This is a genomic window from Pseudomonas sp. W22_MBD1_FP4 (assembly GCF_052113765.1).
In the GTDB taxonomy this organism is placed as follows: domain Bacteria; phylum Pseudomonadota; class Gammaproteobacteria; order Pseudomonadales; family Pseudomonadaceae; genus Aquipseudomonas; species Aquipseudomonas sivasensis.
The window spans coordinates 43,333-60,049 of record NZ_JBGQOI010000007.1; the positions used below are offsets into that span (position 1 = coordinate 43,333).

14 protein-coding genes are annotated in these 16,717 nt (G+C 60.8%); 10 read left to right on the forward strand and 4 right to left on the reverse strand.

Going from position 1 to position 16,717, the window contains the following annotated elements; all coding sequences use genetic code 11:
• Positions 1-83 precede the first annotated feature (83 nt).
• Genes ACEN2T_RS11190 through ACEN2T_RS11215 form a run of 6 tightly spaced genes read left to right on the forward strand, consistent with a single transcriptional unit; the run spans position 84 to position 6,247 of the window.
• Positions 84-971: a proline iminopeptidase-family hydrolase gene (locus ACEN2T_RS11190; RefSeq protein ID WP_095184185.1), complete on the forward strand. Its 888-nt coding sequence runs from the start codon at positions 84-86 to the stop codon at positions 969-971.
• A 3-nt stretch (positions 972-974) separates the two neighbouring features.
• A complete protein-coding gene (locus ACEN2T_RS11195) occupies positions 975-1,922 on the forward strand; it encodes an ABC transporter permease (protein WP_442116752.1) in 948 nt (315 codons plus the stop codon).
• Positions 1,919-2,776: an ABC transporter permease gene (locus tag ACEN2T_RS11200; protein WP_401382677.1), complete on the forward strand. Its 858-nt coding sequence runs from the start codon at positions 1,919-1,921 to the stop codon at positions 2,774-2,776. The genes ACEN2T_RS11195 and ACEN2T_RS11200 overlap by 4 nt, the downstream gene beginning before the upstream one ends.
• Positions 2,773-3,729, forward strand: coding sequence for an ABC transporter ATP-binding protein (locus tag ACEN2T_RS11205; RefSeq protein ID WP_442116753.1), 957 nt, complete (start codon positions 2,773-2,775; stop codon positions 3,727-3,729). The genes ACEN2T_RS11200 and ACEN2T_RS11205 overlap by 4 nt, the downstream gene beginning before the upstream one ends.
• Entirely contained in the window at positions 3,726-4,697 is a 972-nt protein-coding gene (locus ACEN2T_RS11210) for an ABC transporter ATP-binding protein (RefSeq protein WP_122752669.1), read from the forward strand. Before ACEN2T_RS11205 ends, ACEN2T_RS11210 begins: the two co-directional genes overlap by 4 nt.
• A 35-nt stretch (positions 4,698-4,732) precedes the next feature.
• A complete protein-coding gene (locus ACEN2T_RS11215) occupies positions 4,733-6,247 on the forward strand; it encodes an ABC transporter substrate-binding protein (RefSeq protein ID WP_442116754.1) in 1,515 nt (504 codons plus the stop codon).
• Between the two features lie 193 nt (positions 6,248-6,440).
• On the opposite strand, the gene ACEN2T_RS11220 is transcribed toward ACEN2T_RS11215, so the two are convergent.
• The 4 genes from ACEN2T_RS11220 to ACEN2T_RS11235 all read right to left on the reverse strand — a co-directional run bounded on the left by ACEN2T_RS11220 (position 6,441) and on the right by ACEN2T_RS11235 (position 10,163).
• Positions 6,441-7,181, reverse strand: coding sequence for a YciK family oxidoreductase (locus ACEN2T_RS11220; protein WP_032888901.1), 741 nt, complete (start codon positions 7,179-7,181; stop codon positions 6,441-6,443).
• Between the two features lie 202 nt (positions 7,182-7,383).
• Positions 7,384-8,055, reverse strand: a complete 672-nt coding sequence (gene mupP, locus ACEN2T_RS11225) for an N-acetylmuramic acid 6-phosphate phosphatase MupP (RefSeq protein ID WP_032888903.1) — start codon at positions 8,053-8,055, stop codon at positions 7,384-7,386.
• 4 nt (positions 8,056-8,059) lie between these two features.
• Positions 8,060-8,758 (reverse strand): bifunctional 2-polyprenyl-6-hydroxyphenol methylase/3-demethylubiquinol 3-O-methyltransferase UbiG, encoded by a 699-nt coding sequence (gene ubiG / locus ACEN2T_RS11230; RefSeq protein ID WP_017734479.1) that lies wholly within the window; start codon positions 8,756-8,758, stop codon positions 8,060-8,062.
• A 73-nt stretch (positions 8,759-8,831) separates the two neighbouring features.
• Positions 8,832-10,163: a TRZ/ATZ family hydrolase gene (locus tag ACEN2T_RS11235; RefSeq protein ID WP_442116755.1), complete on the reverse strand. Its 1,332-nt coding sequence runs from the start codon at positions 10,161-10,163 to the stop codon at positions 8,832-8,834.
• Between the two features lie 109 nt (positions 10,164-10,272).
• Between ACEN2T_RS11235 and mtnA the strand changes: the two genes are divergently transcribed.
• The 4 genes from mtnA to pheA all read left to right on the forward strand — a co-directional run bounded on the left by mtnA (position 10,273) and on the right by pheA (position 16,717).
• Positions 10,273-11,343, forward strand: a complete 1,071-nt coding sequence (mtnA, locus tag ACEN2T_RS11240; protein ID WP_442116756.1) for an S-methyl-5-thioribose-1-phosphate isomerase — start codon at positions 10,273-10,275, stop codon at positions 11,341-11,343.
• A gap of 423 nt (positions 11,344-11,766) precedes the next feature.
• The gene (gene gyrA / locus ACEN2T_RS11245) at positions 11,767-14,427 is read left to right on the forward strand and encodes a DNA gyrase subunit A (protein ID WP_095184190.1); all 2,661 of its coding nucleotides are present in this window, start codon (positions 11,767-11,769) and stop codon (positions 14,425-14,427) included.
• Positions 14,428-14,537: 110 nt separating this feature from the next.
• Positions 14,538-15,623, forward strand: a complete 1,086-nt coding sequence (gene serC, locus ACEN2T_RS11250; protein WP_032888912.1) for a 3-phosphoserine/phosphohydroxythreonine transaminase — start codon at positions 14,538-14,540, stop codon at positions 15,621-15,623.
• Positions 15,623-16,717 carry a prephenate dehydratase gene (pheA, locus tag ACEN2T_RS11255; RefSeq protein WP_003172650.1) on the forward strand — a complete coding sequence of 365 codons (1,095 nt, stop codon included), beginning with the start codon at positions 15,623-15,625 and terminating at the stop codon, positions 16,715-16,717. The genes serC and pheA overlap by 1 nt, the downstream gene beginning before the upstream one ends.

The following is a 16,717-nucleotide window of genomic DNA, read 5'->3' on the forward strand; positions in this document are numbered from 1 at the left end:
TATGGACGCGCGGCATCCTCGGTAGTGTTGGCCTGACAAGCGGCCGCTACTCGCCAGGCCGATACAACACAAGGAATGTATGCATGTGGCGTGAAATTGCCCCCGACCAGCAGTACAACGTGCAAGTCGACGGCCATAACCTCGTGGTCTACAGCTTTGGCGAAGGCGATGAGGTGCTGTTGTGCCTCAACGGCGGGCCAGGCCTGCCGTGTGACTACTTGCGCGACGCCCATGGCTGGCTCAAAGAGCATAACCTGCGAGTGGTTGCATTCGACCAGCTTGGCACGGGGGCATCAGCCAGACCGACCGATGTTTCCCTGTGGGAAATACGCCGTTATGTCGAAGAAGTCGAATCCGTGCGCCAGGCACTGGGGCTGGGCCGTGTGCACTTGCTCGGGCATTCATGGGGCGGCTGGCTGGGCATCGAATACGCCATCCATTATCCCGACGCGCTGAAAAGCCTGATCCTGGAAAACACTGTCGGCGACATTCCGCACCTGTCCCAGGAGCTGGAGCGCCTGCGCGGCGCCTTAGGCAGCGAAACCGTGGCCATGATGCAGCGCCATGAAGCCATGGGCACTCTCGATCACCCGCAGTACCAGGCCGCGATCACCTTGCTCAACTATCGCCACGTGTGCCGTCTGGACGAATGGCCCGAGCCGGTCAAACGCTCCCTCGGCGACTGGAACATGGGCCCCTACGAAACCATGCAGGGCCCTAACGAATTCCTCTATGTCGGCAACCTCAAGGACTGGAACCGCATCCCCGAGATGGCCGATTTCAAGATGCCGATCTTGATCACCACCGGCCAGCACGACGAACTCACCCCGGCCTGTGCCATGCGCATGAAGATGGCGGCCAGACACGCCGAACTGCACGTATTCCCCAACAGCAGCCATATGCCGTTCTACGAAGAACCCCAGGCGTATTTCCCGGTGCTGCTGGACTTTCTTGCTCGCCACCGAGGCTGACGGATGAACTTGGCGCGTTACCGTTTTGTGCTGTCCCGGCCGCTGCAATTGCTGCCGGTGCTGTTTGGCATCAGCCTGATTACCTTTGTGCTGGTGCGCTCGATCCCCGGCGACCCGGCGCGTGCGTTGCTCGGCTCGCGCAGCACACCGGACGCGTTGCTGAAAATCCGCGCCCAGTACGGCCTCGATCAGCCGTTGTGGCTGCAATATTTCTATTTTCTGAAGAACCTCCTGAAGGGCGACCTCGGTCAATCGCTGCTGTACAAGGTCGACGCGCTGAAGCTGATCGTCACCCGTATCGAGCCGACCCTGGTGCTGGTACTCGGCAGCGTGGTGCTGGCGCTGCTGATCGCGGTGCCCCTGGCAACCTGGGCTGCGCGCAATAAAGGCGACTGGGCCGACAACCTGATCCGCGTATTCACCACGGTGGGCCTGGGCATGCCGGCGTTCTGGCTGGGCTTGATGCTGATCCTGCTGCTGAGTGTGAAATGGGGCTTGTTCCCGGTGTCCGGCTACGGTCGCACCTGGCTGGACAAGGCACACCATATGGTCCTGCCGTGCCTGACTATTGCCCTGGCGCTGTCGGCAGTACTGGTGCGCAACCTGCGGGCGAGCATGTTGATGGAGTTGCAGGCGGACCATGTTACCGCCGCCCGTGCGCGCGGACTTTCCGAAGCCGCCGTGTTTCGCCGCCATGTGTTGCCCAATTCCCTGGTGCCAGCGGTCAACCTGCTGGCAGTGAATATCGGTTGGCTGATCAGCGGCACGGTGGTCATCGAAAGCCTGTTCGCCATTCCTGGCATCGGTCAGTTATTGGTGCGCGGCATCTTTACCCGCGACTACATGGTGGTGCAGGGCGTGGCCATGGTGTTGGCCTGCGCGACGGTGGTGGTCAACTTCATCGCGGATGTGGCGACGGTGGCCCTCGACCCGCGGGTGAAAATGCAATGAGCAGCCGCCCGTTGATTGCCCCATGGCGCTTGCGCCTGCGCTTTGGTTTTCGCAATGGCCGGCTGACGGCCGCGTGGGGGCTATTGATACTGTTGGTGTGGTTGACCCTGGCGCTGTTGGCGCCATGGATCGCGCCTTTTGATCCGATTGCACAGAACACCGATATCAGTTTGATCGGTCCCAGCCTGGCCCATCCATTCGGCACCGATAACTACGGTCGTGACATTCTGTCCAGGGTCATCTGGGGCGCACGTATTGACCTGCAGTTGGCCATCATCGGGGTCATTTTCCCCTTCATCATCGGCACCTTTGTGGGCGCGGTCTCAGGTTACATCGGCGGTCGTTTCGACAGTTTCTGCATGCGTGTGATCGATGTGATCCTGGCGTTCCCGTTCCTGGTGCTGATGCTGGCGATCATGGCCATCCTCGGCCCGGGCCTTAAGAGCTTTTACATCGCCATGGCGCTGGTGGGTTGGGTCTCGTATGCGAGGCTGATCCGTTCGCAGATCCTGGTACTCAAGGAAAGCGACTTTGCCCTGGCCGCCAAGAGCCTGGGTTTTGGTCATGGGCGCATCCTGTTCCGGCATTTGCTGCCGAATGCGATGTTTGGCTCGATTGTGTTTTCCATGTCCGATGCGGTGCTGGTGCTGCTCAACGGTGCCGCCGTGAGCTACCTGGGTCTTGGGGTGCAACCGCCGACCGCCGAATGGGGGACGATGGTCGCCGAAGGGCAGGCGTTTATTACCACGGCCTGGTGGATCTGCACCTTTCCGGGGTTGGCCATCGTGACCCTGGCCATGGGTTTCAGCCTGTTGGCTGATGGGGTGGCGCAAGTGTTAGGGGATCGGTCATGAGTCTGCTTCAGGTACGAGACCTCAGCGTAATCGCCAATAACGCGGGGCGCGATGTCACCTTGGTCGACCGCGTCTCCTTCGACCTGGCCGAAGGCGAAATCCTTGGTTTGGTGGGCGAGAGCGGCTCGGGCAAGACCATGGCCTGCCGAGGCCTGATGCGGCTGCTGCCGTCGCCTGATCTGCGCGTGCAGGGCGGTGCCGTGTGCCTGGCCGGTCAGGATCTGCTGTCACTGGATGACGCGGGCATGCGTGCGATACGCGGCGGGCAATTGGGCATGATTTTCCAGAACCCCAGCAGCCACCTCGACCCGCTGATGCGCATCGGCGAGCAGATCGCCGAGGGTATTCGCCTGCACCAGGGCGCGTCGAAAAAAGACGCCCGACGACACGCCATCGACGTACTGCGCCAAGTGGGTATTCCCGATCCACAGGCGCGCGTCGACAACTATCCTCACGAGTTTTCCGGCGGCATGCGCCAGCGCGCCATGATCGCCGTGGCCTTGGCCTGCAACCCAAGGGTACTGATCGCCGACGAGCCGACCACCGCCCTGGATGTGACCGTCCAGGCGCAAATCCTGCGTCTGTTGTTGGACCTGCGCGACCAGCGTGGCTTGTCGATCATCATGATCACCCACGACTTGGGCGTGGTGGCGCAAACCTGCGATTCCATCGCGGTGATGTACGCGGGGCGCCTGTGCGAACACGGCAGTAAGTACGACCTGCTGGCCCATCCGCAACATCCGTACACCGCTGGCCTGATTGACTGCCAGCCGGCCCACAGCAGTGGCCACGCCTTGTTGCGCACCATTCCCGGCCAGCCGCCGTTGCTGGATGCCTTGCCCGGCGGCTGCCGCTTCAATCCGCGCTGCCCGCAGGTCGGTGCCTTATGTACCGAGGTGCTGCCAGAAGGTGCCCGCGTAGCCTGTCACTATCCGCTGGGAGCGCGACCATGAGCCTGTTGCAGATCAAGGACCTGGAGGTGCGCTTTGCGGCGTCCGGCAGCGGTTTTTTTGGCCTGAACACGCAGTGGGTGAGGGCGGTGAACGGTGTGTCGCTGAACCTGGCGGCCGGCGAAACCCTCGGGTTGGTGGGCGAGTCCGGCAGCGGTAAAAGCACCCTTGGCCGGGCGATCCTGCACCTCAACCCGATCAGCGCCGGGCAGGTGTTGTTCGATGGCATCGACATGGCCCATGGCAGCGCGATCGACATCGCGCGTTTGCGCCATGAAACGGCGATGATCTTTCAGGATCCCTACGCCGCGTTGAACCCGCGCCAGACCATCGGCGAAACCATCGCCGAGGTGCTGCGGGTGCAGCGCAAAGTCCCCGCAGAGCGCATCCCGGCGCGCGTCAACGAACTGCTTGAGCTGGTCGGCTTGCGCCCCGAACTGGCCAGTCGAAAACCCGGCTCCCTCAGTGGCGGTCAATGCCAGCGCGTCGGCATTGCTCGCGCCTTGGCGGTGGAACCGCGCCTGATCATCGCCGATGAGTGCGTGGCCGCGCTGGATGTGTCGATCCAGGGGCAGATCATCAATCTGCTGTTGGAACTGCAACAGCGCATGAACCTGGCCATCCTGTTTATCGCCCATGACTTGGCCATCGTGCGGCGCCTGTGCGACCGCGTTGCGGTGATGTACTTGGGCAAGATCGTCGAGGAAGGGCCCGTTGAGGCAGTGTTCAGCGCGCCGCGCCATCCCTATACGGCGGCGTTGATCCAGGCGATTCCGGAGATCGATCCGCATCGGCCATTGCCTGCAGAACCTTTGCCCGGTGAGCCACCGAGCCCACTGAATTTGCCCACCGGCTGCGCCTTTCACCCACGTTGCCGGTATGCGCGCGCCATGTGTTCCGTGGCGTCGCCGCCTACTCATTTCCTGCACGAGCATCGATACAGTTGCGTGCTTGAATCACCTTTGCTTTGACCCTTTCCTGCCATTCATGAACAAGGAGTTATGACATGCAATCCCGTCACTTGAAGTTGCTCGCCGCCGCTACGCTTACGGCTTGGTCGCTGACCGCTGGTTTGGCCCAGGCCGCTGGCGTCCTGACTATTGGCTGCCGAGAAGACAGCACCACGTTCGACCCGATCAAAAGCGCGCAAAACCGCGACACCTGGGTGTTCGCCAACGTCTACGACACCCTGGTGCGCGTGGATAACCTGGGCACCAAGATGGAACCGGGCCTGGCCGAAAGCTGGGACATTTCCAAGGACGGCCTGACTTACACCTTCAAACTGCGCGATGCGAAATTCTCTGACGGCTCGCCGATCACCGCTGAAGATGCGGCGTTTAGCCTGCTGCGCACCCGCGATAACAAAGCCTCGCTGTGGGCGGACCCTTTCAACCTGATCAACACGGCCAACGCCGCCGACCCGAAAACCCTGGTCGTCACCTTGAAGACGCCTGCCGTGGCGTTCCTCTCGCAACTGGCTTCCCCGACGGTTTCGATCCTGTCGGAAAAAGCCATGACCAAGATGGGCGAAGACGCCTACTCGGAAAACCCGGTGACATCCGGCGCGTTTACCGTGGAGGAGTGGCGCAAGGGCGATCGGGTGATCCTGAAGAAGAACCCGAACTTCTGGCAGGCCAAGAATGTGAGCCTGGATGGCGTGGAGTGGGTCTCGGTGACCGACGACAACACGCGCATGCGCATGGTGCAGAACAACGAGCTGGACACGGCGATCTTCGTGCCGTTCTCCCGGGTTGAAGAGCTGAAGAAAGACAAGAACGTGGTGATCCACGCCGACCCTTCCACCCGTGAAGATCACCTGTTGATCAACCACGCCCATGGCCTGCTGGCCAAGCCGGAAGTCCGTCAGGCGCTGGACATGGCCATCGACAAACAATCGCTGGTCAAGACCGCCACCTACGGTCAGGGCACCGTGGCCTATTCCTACATTCCAAAAGGTTCGCTGTACCACTACGCCAACAACCTGCAACGCCCGTACGACCCGGCCGAAGCCAAGAAATTACTGGCTGCTGCCGGCGCCAAGGACTTGAAGCTGAACTATGTGGTCAACGCCGGCAATGAGGCTGACGAGCAGATCGCGGTGATCATCAAGGACCAGTTGGCCAAAGTCGGCGTCACCGCCAACCTGCAGAAGGTCGACCCGACTCAAAGCTGGCAGATGCTGGTGGACGGTGAGTACGATATTTCCGTGATGTACTGGACCAACGACATCCTCGACCCGGACCAGAAGACCACCTTTGTGCTGGGCCACGACACCAATCAGAACTACATGACCCGCTACAAGAACGACAAGGTCAAGGACCTGGTGGCTGCGGCGCGGATTGAGGCGGACCCGGTCAAGCGTGAGCAGATGTATGTCGAGCTGCAAAAACTGGCGAAACAGGATGTGAACTGGATCGACTTGTACTACAGCCCCTACATCAACATCTCACGCAAGAACGTGAGCAATTTCCTGCAAAACCCGCTGGGGCGCTTCACCCTTGAGGAAGTGGTGAAGAACTAAGTAAACCCAATGTGGGGCGAGACCTGTGATGAGCGGGCTTGCCCCGCGCTGGGCTGCGAAGCAGCCCCAGTACAGCCAGCGCGATCTGACAGAGAGATCGCGCTGGCAGGTTTTGGTGCCGCTTCGCAGTCCCGCGCGGGGCAAGCCCGCTCACTACAAAAGCCAACTCACACAGCGAGTTGGGTGTCAGATGTTACTGCGCATCAAACGCCTGCCCATTGATGCCGGCACTGTCCGGCCCCATCAGGTACAGGTACACCGGCATGATCTCTTCCGGCGCAGGCCTTTCCATGGGGTTCTCCCCCGGATACGCCTGGGCCCGCATGCTGGTACGAGTGCCGCCAGGGTTGATGCTGTTGGCCCGCACCGCTGCCACATCTTCAAGCTCATCTGCCAAGGTCTGCATCAAGCCTTCAGTGGCAAACTTCGACACCCCATAAGCGCCCCAATACGCGCGGCCCTTGCGGCCTACGCTGCTGGAGGTGAACACCACCGACGCATCCTGGGACAGCTTGAGCAGCGGCAACAAGGTGCTGGTGAGCATGAACATTGCGTTGACGTTGATGTGCATCACCCGCATGAAGTTCTCACCGGAGAGCTGCTCGATGGGCGTGCGCGGGCCGATGATCGAGGCGTTGTGCAGCAGGCCGTCGAGGTGGCCGAATTCTTTTTCGATCATGGCTGCCAGCTCATCGTATTGATGGGGCAGGGCGGTCTCCAGGTTGAATGGGATCACCACTGGCTGCGGGTTGCCGGCCGCTTCGATTTCGTCGTAGACCTGGGCCAGATTGGCTTCGGTTTTGCCTAACAACAGCACGGTAGCGCCATGGGCGGCATAGGTTTTTGCCGCCGCCGCGCCAATCCCGCGACCGGCGCCGGTCACCAAGATGACCCGGTCTTTGAGCAGTTCTGGACGTGCAGAGTAATCAAACATAAAAAGCCTCGACAGAATTCAGCAGGTTACAAACAGCGAGCTGGAAAACACTGAAGATCCCCTGTGGGAGGGGCTTGCCCCCAATACTGGTGTATCAGTCAGCAAATGCAGTGACTGACACACTGCAATCGGGGGCAAGTCGAATCGTCGAACCGCCCCTCCCACATTTGGATCTTTATCAATCACTAAGGCCGGTGAGCCATCAGCAACTGCACAGTGCGTTATCCAGCACCTTGCGCAGTTCCAGTGGGTGATCCACCACTACATCTGCGCCCCAGTGGCGTGGGTTGTCGTCCGGGTGGATATAGCCGTAGCTGACCGCCGCCGTGCGCGTGCCGGCATCGCGGCCGGACTCGATGTCACGCAGGTCATCGCCCACGAACAACACGCTGGCCGGGTCCAGGCCGAGCATCTTGCACGCCAGGATCATCGGTTCCGGGTCCGGCTTGCTGTTTGTCACGTGGTCCGGGCAGATCAGCAGGGCCGAACGCTCGGCCAGGCCCAACTGCTGCATGATCGGTTCGGCGAAGCGCAATGGCTTGTTGGTGACGACGCCCCAGACCAGCTTGGCCTTCTCGATGTCTTCCAGAAGCTCGGCCATGCCGTCGAACAGCTTGCTGTGCACCGCGCAGTCCTTCAGGTAGCGCTCCAGGAATTCCTGGCGCAGTTCCTCAAAGCCCGGTGACTCCGGGTCCATCGAGAAAGTCACGGCGACCATCGCCCGCGCACCGCCGGAAATTTCATCGCGAATATGCTGCGGGTTGATCGGCGCCAGGTCGCGGTCGGCGCGCATGGCCTGGCAGATGGCGATGAAGTCCGGCGCGGTGTCCAGCAAGGTACCGTCCATATCGAAGAGAACCGCTCGCAACTTCACAGGCTTACTCCTCGCGCAGGGTCTGGATCATGTAGTTGACGTCAACGTCGCTGGCCAGTTTGTAGTGCTTGGTCAGCGGGTTGTAGGTCAGGCCGATGATGTCCTTGACGGTCAGCCCGGCCTGGCGGCTCCAGGCGCCCAGCTCGGACGGGCGGATGAATTTCTTGAAGTCATGGGTGCCGCGCGGCAGCAGCTTCATGATGTATTCGGCGCCAATGATCGCGAACAGGTAGGCCTTGGGGTTGCGGTTGATGGTGGAGAAGAACACCTGGCCGCCGGGCTTGACCATGCGGAAGCAGGCGCGGATCACCGAGGAGGGATCCGGTACGTGCTCAAGCATCTCAAGGCAGGTGACCACGTCGAACTGCTCGGGCATCTCTTCAGCCAGGTCTTCGGCTGTGATCTGGCGGTATTCCACGTTCACGCCGGACTCCAACTGGTGCAGTTGTGCCACGGCCAGCGGCGCTTCACCCATGTCGATCCCCATCACCGTGGCGCCGCGCTGGGCCATGGCTTCGCTGAGGATGCCGCCGCCGCAGCCGACGTCCAGCACCTTCTTGCCGGCCAGGTTGACGCGTTCGTCAATCCAGTTGACCCGCAGCGGGTTGATGTCGTGGAGGGGTTTGAACTCGCTTTCGCGGTCCCACCAGCGGTGGGCCAAGGCTTCAAACTTGGCGATTTCTGCGTGGTCGACGTTGCTCATGGTGAATCCTCTAAATCTGATAAATCTGATAAATCGGTTTGTCGGTCCTGAACACTCAGGTTCAGAGCCAGCGTTATTCGGTGTGCCCGCTGATGCGTTTTCCCCAGGCAATGGCCGTGGCGGTCAACTGTTGTTCATCCATGCGGGTGAGTTGCCGATCGTCGAGCAACTGCTTGCCGGCGACCCAAAGGTGTTTCACGCAATCGCGCCCGGTGGCATATATAAGCTGTGAGACCGGATCGTAGATCGGTTGTTGCGCCAGCCCTGTGAGATCGAAGGCGACAATATCCGCCGCCTTGCCCACTTCCAGGGAGCCAATCTCGCTTTCCAGGCCCATGGCCCGCGCACCGTTGAGCGTAGCCATACGCAATGCACGGTGCGCGTCCAGCGCGGTGGCCGAGCCGGCGACGGCCTTGGCCAGCATCGCAGCGGTGCGGGTTTCGCCCAACAGGTCCAGGTCATTGTTGCTGGCGGCGCCATCGGTGCCGATGGCCACATTGACCCCAGCCTGCCACAGACGCTCCACCGGGCAGAAGCCGCTGGCCAGTTTAAGGTTGGATTCCGGGCAATGGATAACGCTGGTGTTGCTTTCTACCAGCAAAGCCAGGTCGTCCTCGCTGATTTGAGTCATATGAACGGCCTGGAAGCGCGGCCCCAGTAATCCGAGGCGGCCCAAGCGTGCCAGCGGGCGTTCGCCGGTCTGTTCGACGGCTTGCTGTACCTCGAAGGCGGTTTCGTGCACGTGCATATGGATCGCGGCGTCCAGCTCTTCGGCGATCACCCGAATCTTTTCAAGGTTGGCATCGCACACGGTATAGGGCGCGTGGGGGCCGAACGTAATCTTGATGCGCGGGTGGTGCTTGAGGTCGCCGAACAGCTCGATGCCCTGGCGGATCGCCTCATCGGCGGTACTGGCGCCGGGAATCGGGAAGTCGAGGATCGGAATCGCGATCTGTGCACGCATGCCGCTGTTGTGCACGCAATCGCTGGCGACCTTGGGGTAGAAGTACATGTCGGAGAAGCAAGTGATGCCGCCCTTGAGTTGCTCGGCGATGGCCAGGTCGGTGCCATCACGCACGAAGGCTTCATCGACCCACTTGGCCTCGGCGGGCCAGATGTGTTTTTCCAGCCAGGTCATCAAGGGCAGGTCATCGGCCAGGCCGCGAAACAGGCTCATCGCCGCGTGCCCGTGGGCGTTGATCAGGCCTGGGCTGAGCAGCATCCCCGGCAGTTCGCGCACCTCAGTGGCTGACAGCTTCAAGGCAGCGGCCCGCGGCCCGATAAAGGCAATGCGTCCATCGCGGATGCCCACGCCATGTTCCTTGAGCACCACGCCAGCAGGTTCGACAGGTACCAGCCAGGTTGGCAGTAGCAGTAAGTCGAGCGGGGCGGCAGTGGAGGTCATCGCAGGCTTCTTCCCGGGCAGCTATAAAAGAAGCGCGAAGTATACCCGAGCGTCCTGGCTGGCGGATCGCTATAATCGGCGGCTTTTGTTCATGAGTGCGGAGTAAGGGATGCGCGACCGACTGTTGGCAGCGGAGAAAGTGAAGGCCATCGATTGGCGTGATGGCACGCTGCACCTGCTCGATCAGCGTGCCTTGCCGTCCCAGGAAAACTGGGTGGCCTGCTCCACGGTCGACGACGTGGCTGCCGCCATTCGCGCCATGGTGGTGCGTGGTGCGCCGGCCATCGGTATCAGTGCGGCCTATGGCTTGGTTCTGGCCGCCCGTGATCGTATGGCCGAGGGCGAAGACTGGCAGGCTGCGTGGGAGGAGGATTACGCACTGCTGGCCGATACTCGTCCCACTGCGTCGAACCTGTTCTGGGCCCTCAAGCGCATGCGCGATCGCCTGGATCGCATCAAGATGCACGCCGATCCGCTGGCAGTCCTGGAAGCAGAGGCCATCGCGATCCATGAAAGTGACCGCGAAGCCAACCTTGTGATGGCGCAGTTGGGCGTTGAGCTGATTCGCAAGCACCAGGGCAACGCCCAGGCGATCCTGACCCACGGCAATGCCGGCGCGTTGGCGACGGGCGGTGTCGGCACCGCCCTCGGGGTTGTGCGTGCGGCCTTCTTGGAAGGCTTGGTTGAACACGTCTATGCCAATGAAACCCGGCCTTGGCTGCAAGGTTCGCGGCTGACGGCCTGGGAGTTGGCGGGCGAGGGCATCCCTGTCACGGTCAATGCCGACTCGGCGGGCGCGCATATCCTCAAGACCAAAGGCGTGACCTGGGTGATCGTCGGGGCTGACTGTATTGCGGCCAATGGAGATGTGGTCAGCACGATCGGCACGTACCAGTTGGCCGTGTGTGCCATGCATCACGGCGTGCGGTTTATGGTGGTGGCGCCGAGTTCGACTTTGGATCTGATGATGGCCACTGGCGAAGATGTTGCGTTGGAAGAGCGCGATCCCGGTGAGCTGCTGGAGGTCAACGGGAAGCGCCTGGAGGTTAATGCGTTTAACCCGGTATTTGATGTGACTCCGGCCGACCTGATTGATGTGATTGTGACTGAGAAGGGCGTGGTTGAGCGGCCGGATACGGCGAAATTGGCCAAGCTGATGTGCCGTAAGCGGCTGCATTGATGGCTGCGGTGTCTGTGAAATGGCTACCGGGGGCAAGCCCCTCCCACACTTGAATGGCGAACACAGTCAAAATGTATGAGGGGGCTTGCCCCCGATTGGCCCTGAAAGTCAATAAAACCCTCGGATCCGCCCTCAAAAAAAAGCACCACCCCATCTCTGAGCCCCTCTCGTCCCCCTCAAGCCTGTCATCCGTCAAATTACTAGTCTCCATGCGCATCAGGGGGATAGGTGCGTGGCGGCGATTGTGATAACATCCGGCGGTTTCCAGGGCCGCCCCGAGGGGTTGCCTATAACGTGCAGATCCGTGTCATAACTCGTTGATTTGTCGTAAGTCGTTGTCAGGCACTCTGTCGGCAGCGGCGAGCTTCGTTCGTCCCATATGGATGTGACGAGGTTTCACCCGAAAAAGGAATCAGGCTTCTCATGGGCGAACTGGCCAAAGAAATCCTCCCGGTCAATATCGAAGACGAGCTGAAACAGTCCTACCTCGACTACGCGATGAGCGTAATTGTCGGTCGGGCACTGCCTGATGCGCGCGATGGCTTGAAGCCCGTGCACCGGCGTGTGCTGTTCGCGATGAGCGAGCTGGGTAACGACTGGAACAAGCCGTACAAGAAATCTGCCCGTGTTGTCGGTGACGTGATCGGTAAGTATCACCCTCACGGCGACACTGCGGTGTACGACACCATCGTACGTATGGCCCAGCCGTTTTCCCTGCGCTACCTGCTGGTAGACGGCCAGGGTAACTTCGGTTCCGTCGACGGCGACAACGCCGCTGCCATGCGATACACCGAAGTGCGCATGACCAAGCTGGCGCATGAGCTGCTGGCTGACCTGCACAAAGAAACCGTGGACTGGGTGCCGAACTACGACGGCACCGAAATGATCCCGGCTGTCATGCCTACCCGGATCCCCAACCTGCTGGTCAACGGTTCCAGCGGTATCGCCGTGGGCATGGCGACCAACATCCCGCCGCACAACCTCGGTGAAGTCATCGACGGTTGCCTGGCCCTCATCGACAACCCTGAGCTGACCGTCGATGAGTTGATGCAGTACATCCCGGGTCCGGACTTCCCGACCGCCGCGATCATCAACGGTCGCGCCGGCATCATCGAAGCCTATCGCACCGGCCGTGGCCGCATTTACATGCGCGCCCGCTCGATGATCGAAGACATCGACAAGGTCGGTGGCCGTCAGCAAATCGTCATCACCGAGCTCCCTTACCAGTTGAACAAGGCGCGTCTGATCGAAAAGATCGCCGAGCTGGTTAAAGAGAAGAAACTCGAAGGCATCACCGAGCTGCGCGACGAATCCGACAAAGACGGTATGCGCGTAGTGATCGAGCTGCGTCGTGGCGAAGTGCCTGAGGTGATCCTCAACAACCTCTATGCCCAGACCCAGCTGCAAAGCGTGTTTGGTATCAACGTGGTTGCCCTGATCGACGGCCGCCCGCGCATCCTGAACCTCAAGGATCTGCTGGAAGCCTTCGTGCGTCACCGTCGCGAAGTAGTGACCCGCCGCACCGTATTCGAACTGCGCAAGGCCCGCGAGCGTGGCCACATTCTGGAAGGCCAGGCGGTTGCGCTGTCGAACATCGACCCGGTTATCGCCCTGATCAAAGCCTCGCCGACACCATCGGAAGCGAAAGAAGCGCTGATCAAGATGCCGTGGGAATCCAGCGCCGTCGTGGCGATGGTTGAACGTGCCGGTGCTGACTCGTGCCGCCCGGAGACACTGGATCCGCAATACGGTCTGCGTGACGGCAAGTACTTCCTGTCGCCGGAACAGGCCCAGGCTATCCTGGAACTGCGCCTGCACCGTCTGACCGGCCTTGAGCACGAGAAGCTGCTGGCCGAGTACCAGGAAATTCTCAACCAGATCGGCGAGTTGATCCGCATCCTCAACAGCGCCGTGCGCCTGATGGAAGTGATCCGCGAAGAACTGGAAGTAATCCGCGCCGAATACGGCGACGTGCGCCGCACCGAAATCCTCGATGCCCGTCTTGATCTGACCCTGGGTGACATGATCCCGGAAGAAGAGCGCGTGGTTACGATCTCCCACGGCGGCTATGCCAAGACCCAGCCATTGGCTGCGTACCAGGCCCAGCGTCGCGGCGGTAAAGGTAAATCGGCTACTGGCGTGAAGGATGAGGACTACATCGCTCACCTGCTGGTCGCCAACAGCCACACCACGCTGCTGCTGTTCTCCAGCAAGGGCAAAGTGTACTGGCTCAAAACCTACGAAATTCCGGAAGCGTCCCGCGCCGCCCGTGGTCGTCCGCTGGTCAACCTGCTGCCACTGGACAGTGATGAATACATCACCACCATGCTGCCGGTAGACGAATACACCGAAGGTCACTTCATCTTCATGGCAACTGCCAAAGGCACCGTGAAGAAGACCCCGCTCGAATCCTTCAGCCGCCAGCGCAGCGTGGGCCTGATCGCCCTGGAGCTGGACGAAGGCGACGTATTGATCAGCGCGGCCATCACCGATGGCGAGCGTGAAGTCATGCTGTTCTCCGACGGCGGCAAGGTTACGCGCTTCAAGGAATCCGACGTTCGCGCCATGGGCCGTACCGCCCGCGGTGTGCGCGGCATGCGTCTGCCGGAAGGGCAGAAGCTGATTTCGATGCTGATCCCGGAAGAAGGCAGCCAGATCCTCACCGCTTCGGCGCGTGGTTATGGCAAGCGTACGGCCATCGGCGAGTTCCCGGAGTACAAACGTGGTGGCCAGGGCGTTATTGCCATGGTCAGCAACGATCGCAACGGCCGTCTGGTCGGCGCGGTACAGGTGCTCGACGGCGAGGAGATCATGCTGATTTCCGACCAGGGCACCCTGGTACGTACCCGTGTGGCTGAAGTGTCGAGCCTGGGTCGCAACACCCAAGGCGTGACGCTCATCAAGCTGGCCAGCGACGAGACACTGGTAGGCCTGGAGCGTGTCCAGGAACCATCGGAAGTTGAAGGCGAAGAGCTGGACGAGGCCGATGCCGAGTTCGCAGGTGAGGTCATGGCGAGTGGCGATGATATCGTCGACGAGCCAACCCTCGATGCTGCCGCAGACGAAGAAGAACCGCAGGAATAAGCGGACACAAAGGGGGCGGATGAAGATTCGCCCCCTTGTTGTTTGTCCCTTGTGAAATATTGAAATCCCGATTTATTGCACCACCCCACCAGATCAGAGTGAGATTGGATGTGAGCAAGAGAGCCTATAACTTCTGTGCCGGTCCCGCGGCGCTTCCTGAAGCAGTCCTGCAGCGTGCGCAGGGTGAACTCCTCGACTGGCATGGAAAAGGCCTCTCTGTGATGGAAATGAGCCATCGCAGCGATGAGTTCGTATCCATTGCTACCAAGGCCGAGCAGGATCTGCGCGACTTGCTGGGCATTCCATCCGATTACAAAGTGCTGTTCCTGCAGGGTGGCGCGAGCCAGCAGTTCGCCCAGATCCCGCTGAACCTGCTGCCGGAAGACGGCACTGCCGACTACATCGACACCGGTATCTGGGGGCAGAAGGCTATTGAAGAGGCCTCGCGCTACGGTCACGTCAACGTTGCCGGCACCGCTAAGCCCTACGACTACTTCGCCATCCCAGGTCAGAACGAATGGAAGCTGTCGAAGGATGCGGCCTACGTGCACTACGTCGCGAACGAAACCATTGGCGGCCTGGAGTTCGACTGGGTGCCGGAAGTCGGCGACGTTCCGCTGGTGTGCGACATGTCCTCGGACATCCTCTCGCGGCCTATCGATGTGTCCAAGTACGGCATGATCTATGCCGGCGCGCAGAAGAACATCGGTCCAAGTGGCATCCTGGTTAACATCGTTCGTGAAGACCTGCTGGGCCGCGCCCGTTCGCTGTGCCCGACCATGCTCAACTACAAGGTCGCAGCCGACAACGGATCGATGTACAACACCCCGCCGGCGTTCTCCTGGTACCTGTCCGGCCTGGTATTCGAGTGGCTGAAAGAGCAGGGCGGTGTCGCCGCCATGGGCAAGCTCAACGAAGAGAAGAAGCGCACCCTGTACGACTTCATTGACGCCAGCGGCCTGTATAGCAACCCCATCAATCCAAGCGACCGCTCGTGGATGAACGTGCCGTTCCGCCTGGCTGACGACCGTCTGGACAAACCATTCCTGGCCGGTGCCGACGCGCGCGGCCTGTTGAACCTCAAGGGCCACCGTTCGGTGGGTGGCATGCGCGCCTCCATCTATAACGCTGTCGACATCCACGCGATCAATGCGTTGGTTGCCTACATGGCAGAGTTCGAAAAGGAACACGGCTAATGTCTGAACAAGAGCTCAAGGCCCTGCGTGTACGCATTGACAGCCTGGATGAGAAAGTCCTGGAACTGATCAGTGAACGTGCGCGGTGCGCCCAGGAAGTGGCACGGGTGAAGATGGCGTCCCTCGCTGAAGGCGAAGTGCCGGTGTTCTACCGCCCCGAGCGTGAAGCTCAGGTGCTCAAACGCGTGATGGAGCGTAACAAGGGGCCGCTGGGCAACGAAGAGATGGCGCGGTTGTTCCGTGAAATCATGTCGTCGTGCCTGGCGCTTGAGCAGCCGCTGAAGGTTGCTTATCTCGGTCCTGAGGGTACGTTTACCCAGGCGGCGGCCATGAAGCACTTCGGCCACGCTGTGATCAGCAAGCCGATGGCGGCCATCGACGAAGTGTTCCGTGAAGTGGCGGCCGGTGCGGTGAATTTTGGCGTGGTGCCAGTGGAAAACTCCACTGAAGGCGCGGTCAACCACACCCTGGACAGCTTCCTTGAGCACGACATGGTGATCTGCGGCGAAGTCGAGCTGCGTATCCACCATCACCTGCTGGTGGGCGAGAACACCAAGACCGACAGCATCAGCCGCATCTATTCCCACGCCCAGTCCCTGGCCCAGTGCCGAAAGTGGCTGGATGCCCACTACCCGAATGTCGAGCGCGTGGCGGTATCCAGCAACGCCGAAGCGGCCAAGCGTGTCAAAGGTGAGTGGAACTCGGCGGCGATTGCCGGTGATATGGCCGCAGGTCTTTATGGCTTGACGCGTCTAGCCGAAAAAATCGAGGACCGTCCGGACAACTCTACGCGCTTCCTGATGATCGGCAGCCAGGAAGTGCCGCCGACCGGCGACGACAAGACCTCGATCATCGTCTCGATGAGCAACAAGCCTGGCGCGCTGCATGAACTGCTGGTGCCGTTTCACGACAACGGGATTGACCTGACGCGCATCGAGACTCGTCCTTCGCGCAGCGGTAAATGGACGTACGTGTTCTTTATCGATTTCATCGGCCATCACCGCGACCCGCTGGTCAAAGGTGTGCTGGAGAAAATCAGTCAAGAGGCCGTGGCGCTCAAGGTGCTGGGCTCTTACCCGAAAGCGGTTTTGTGA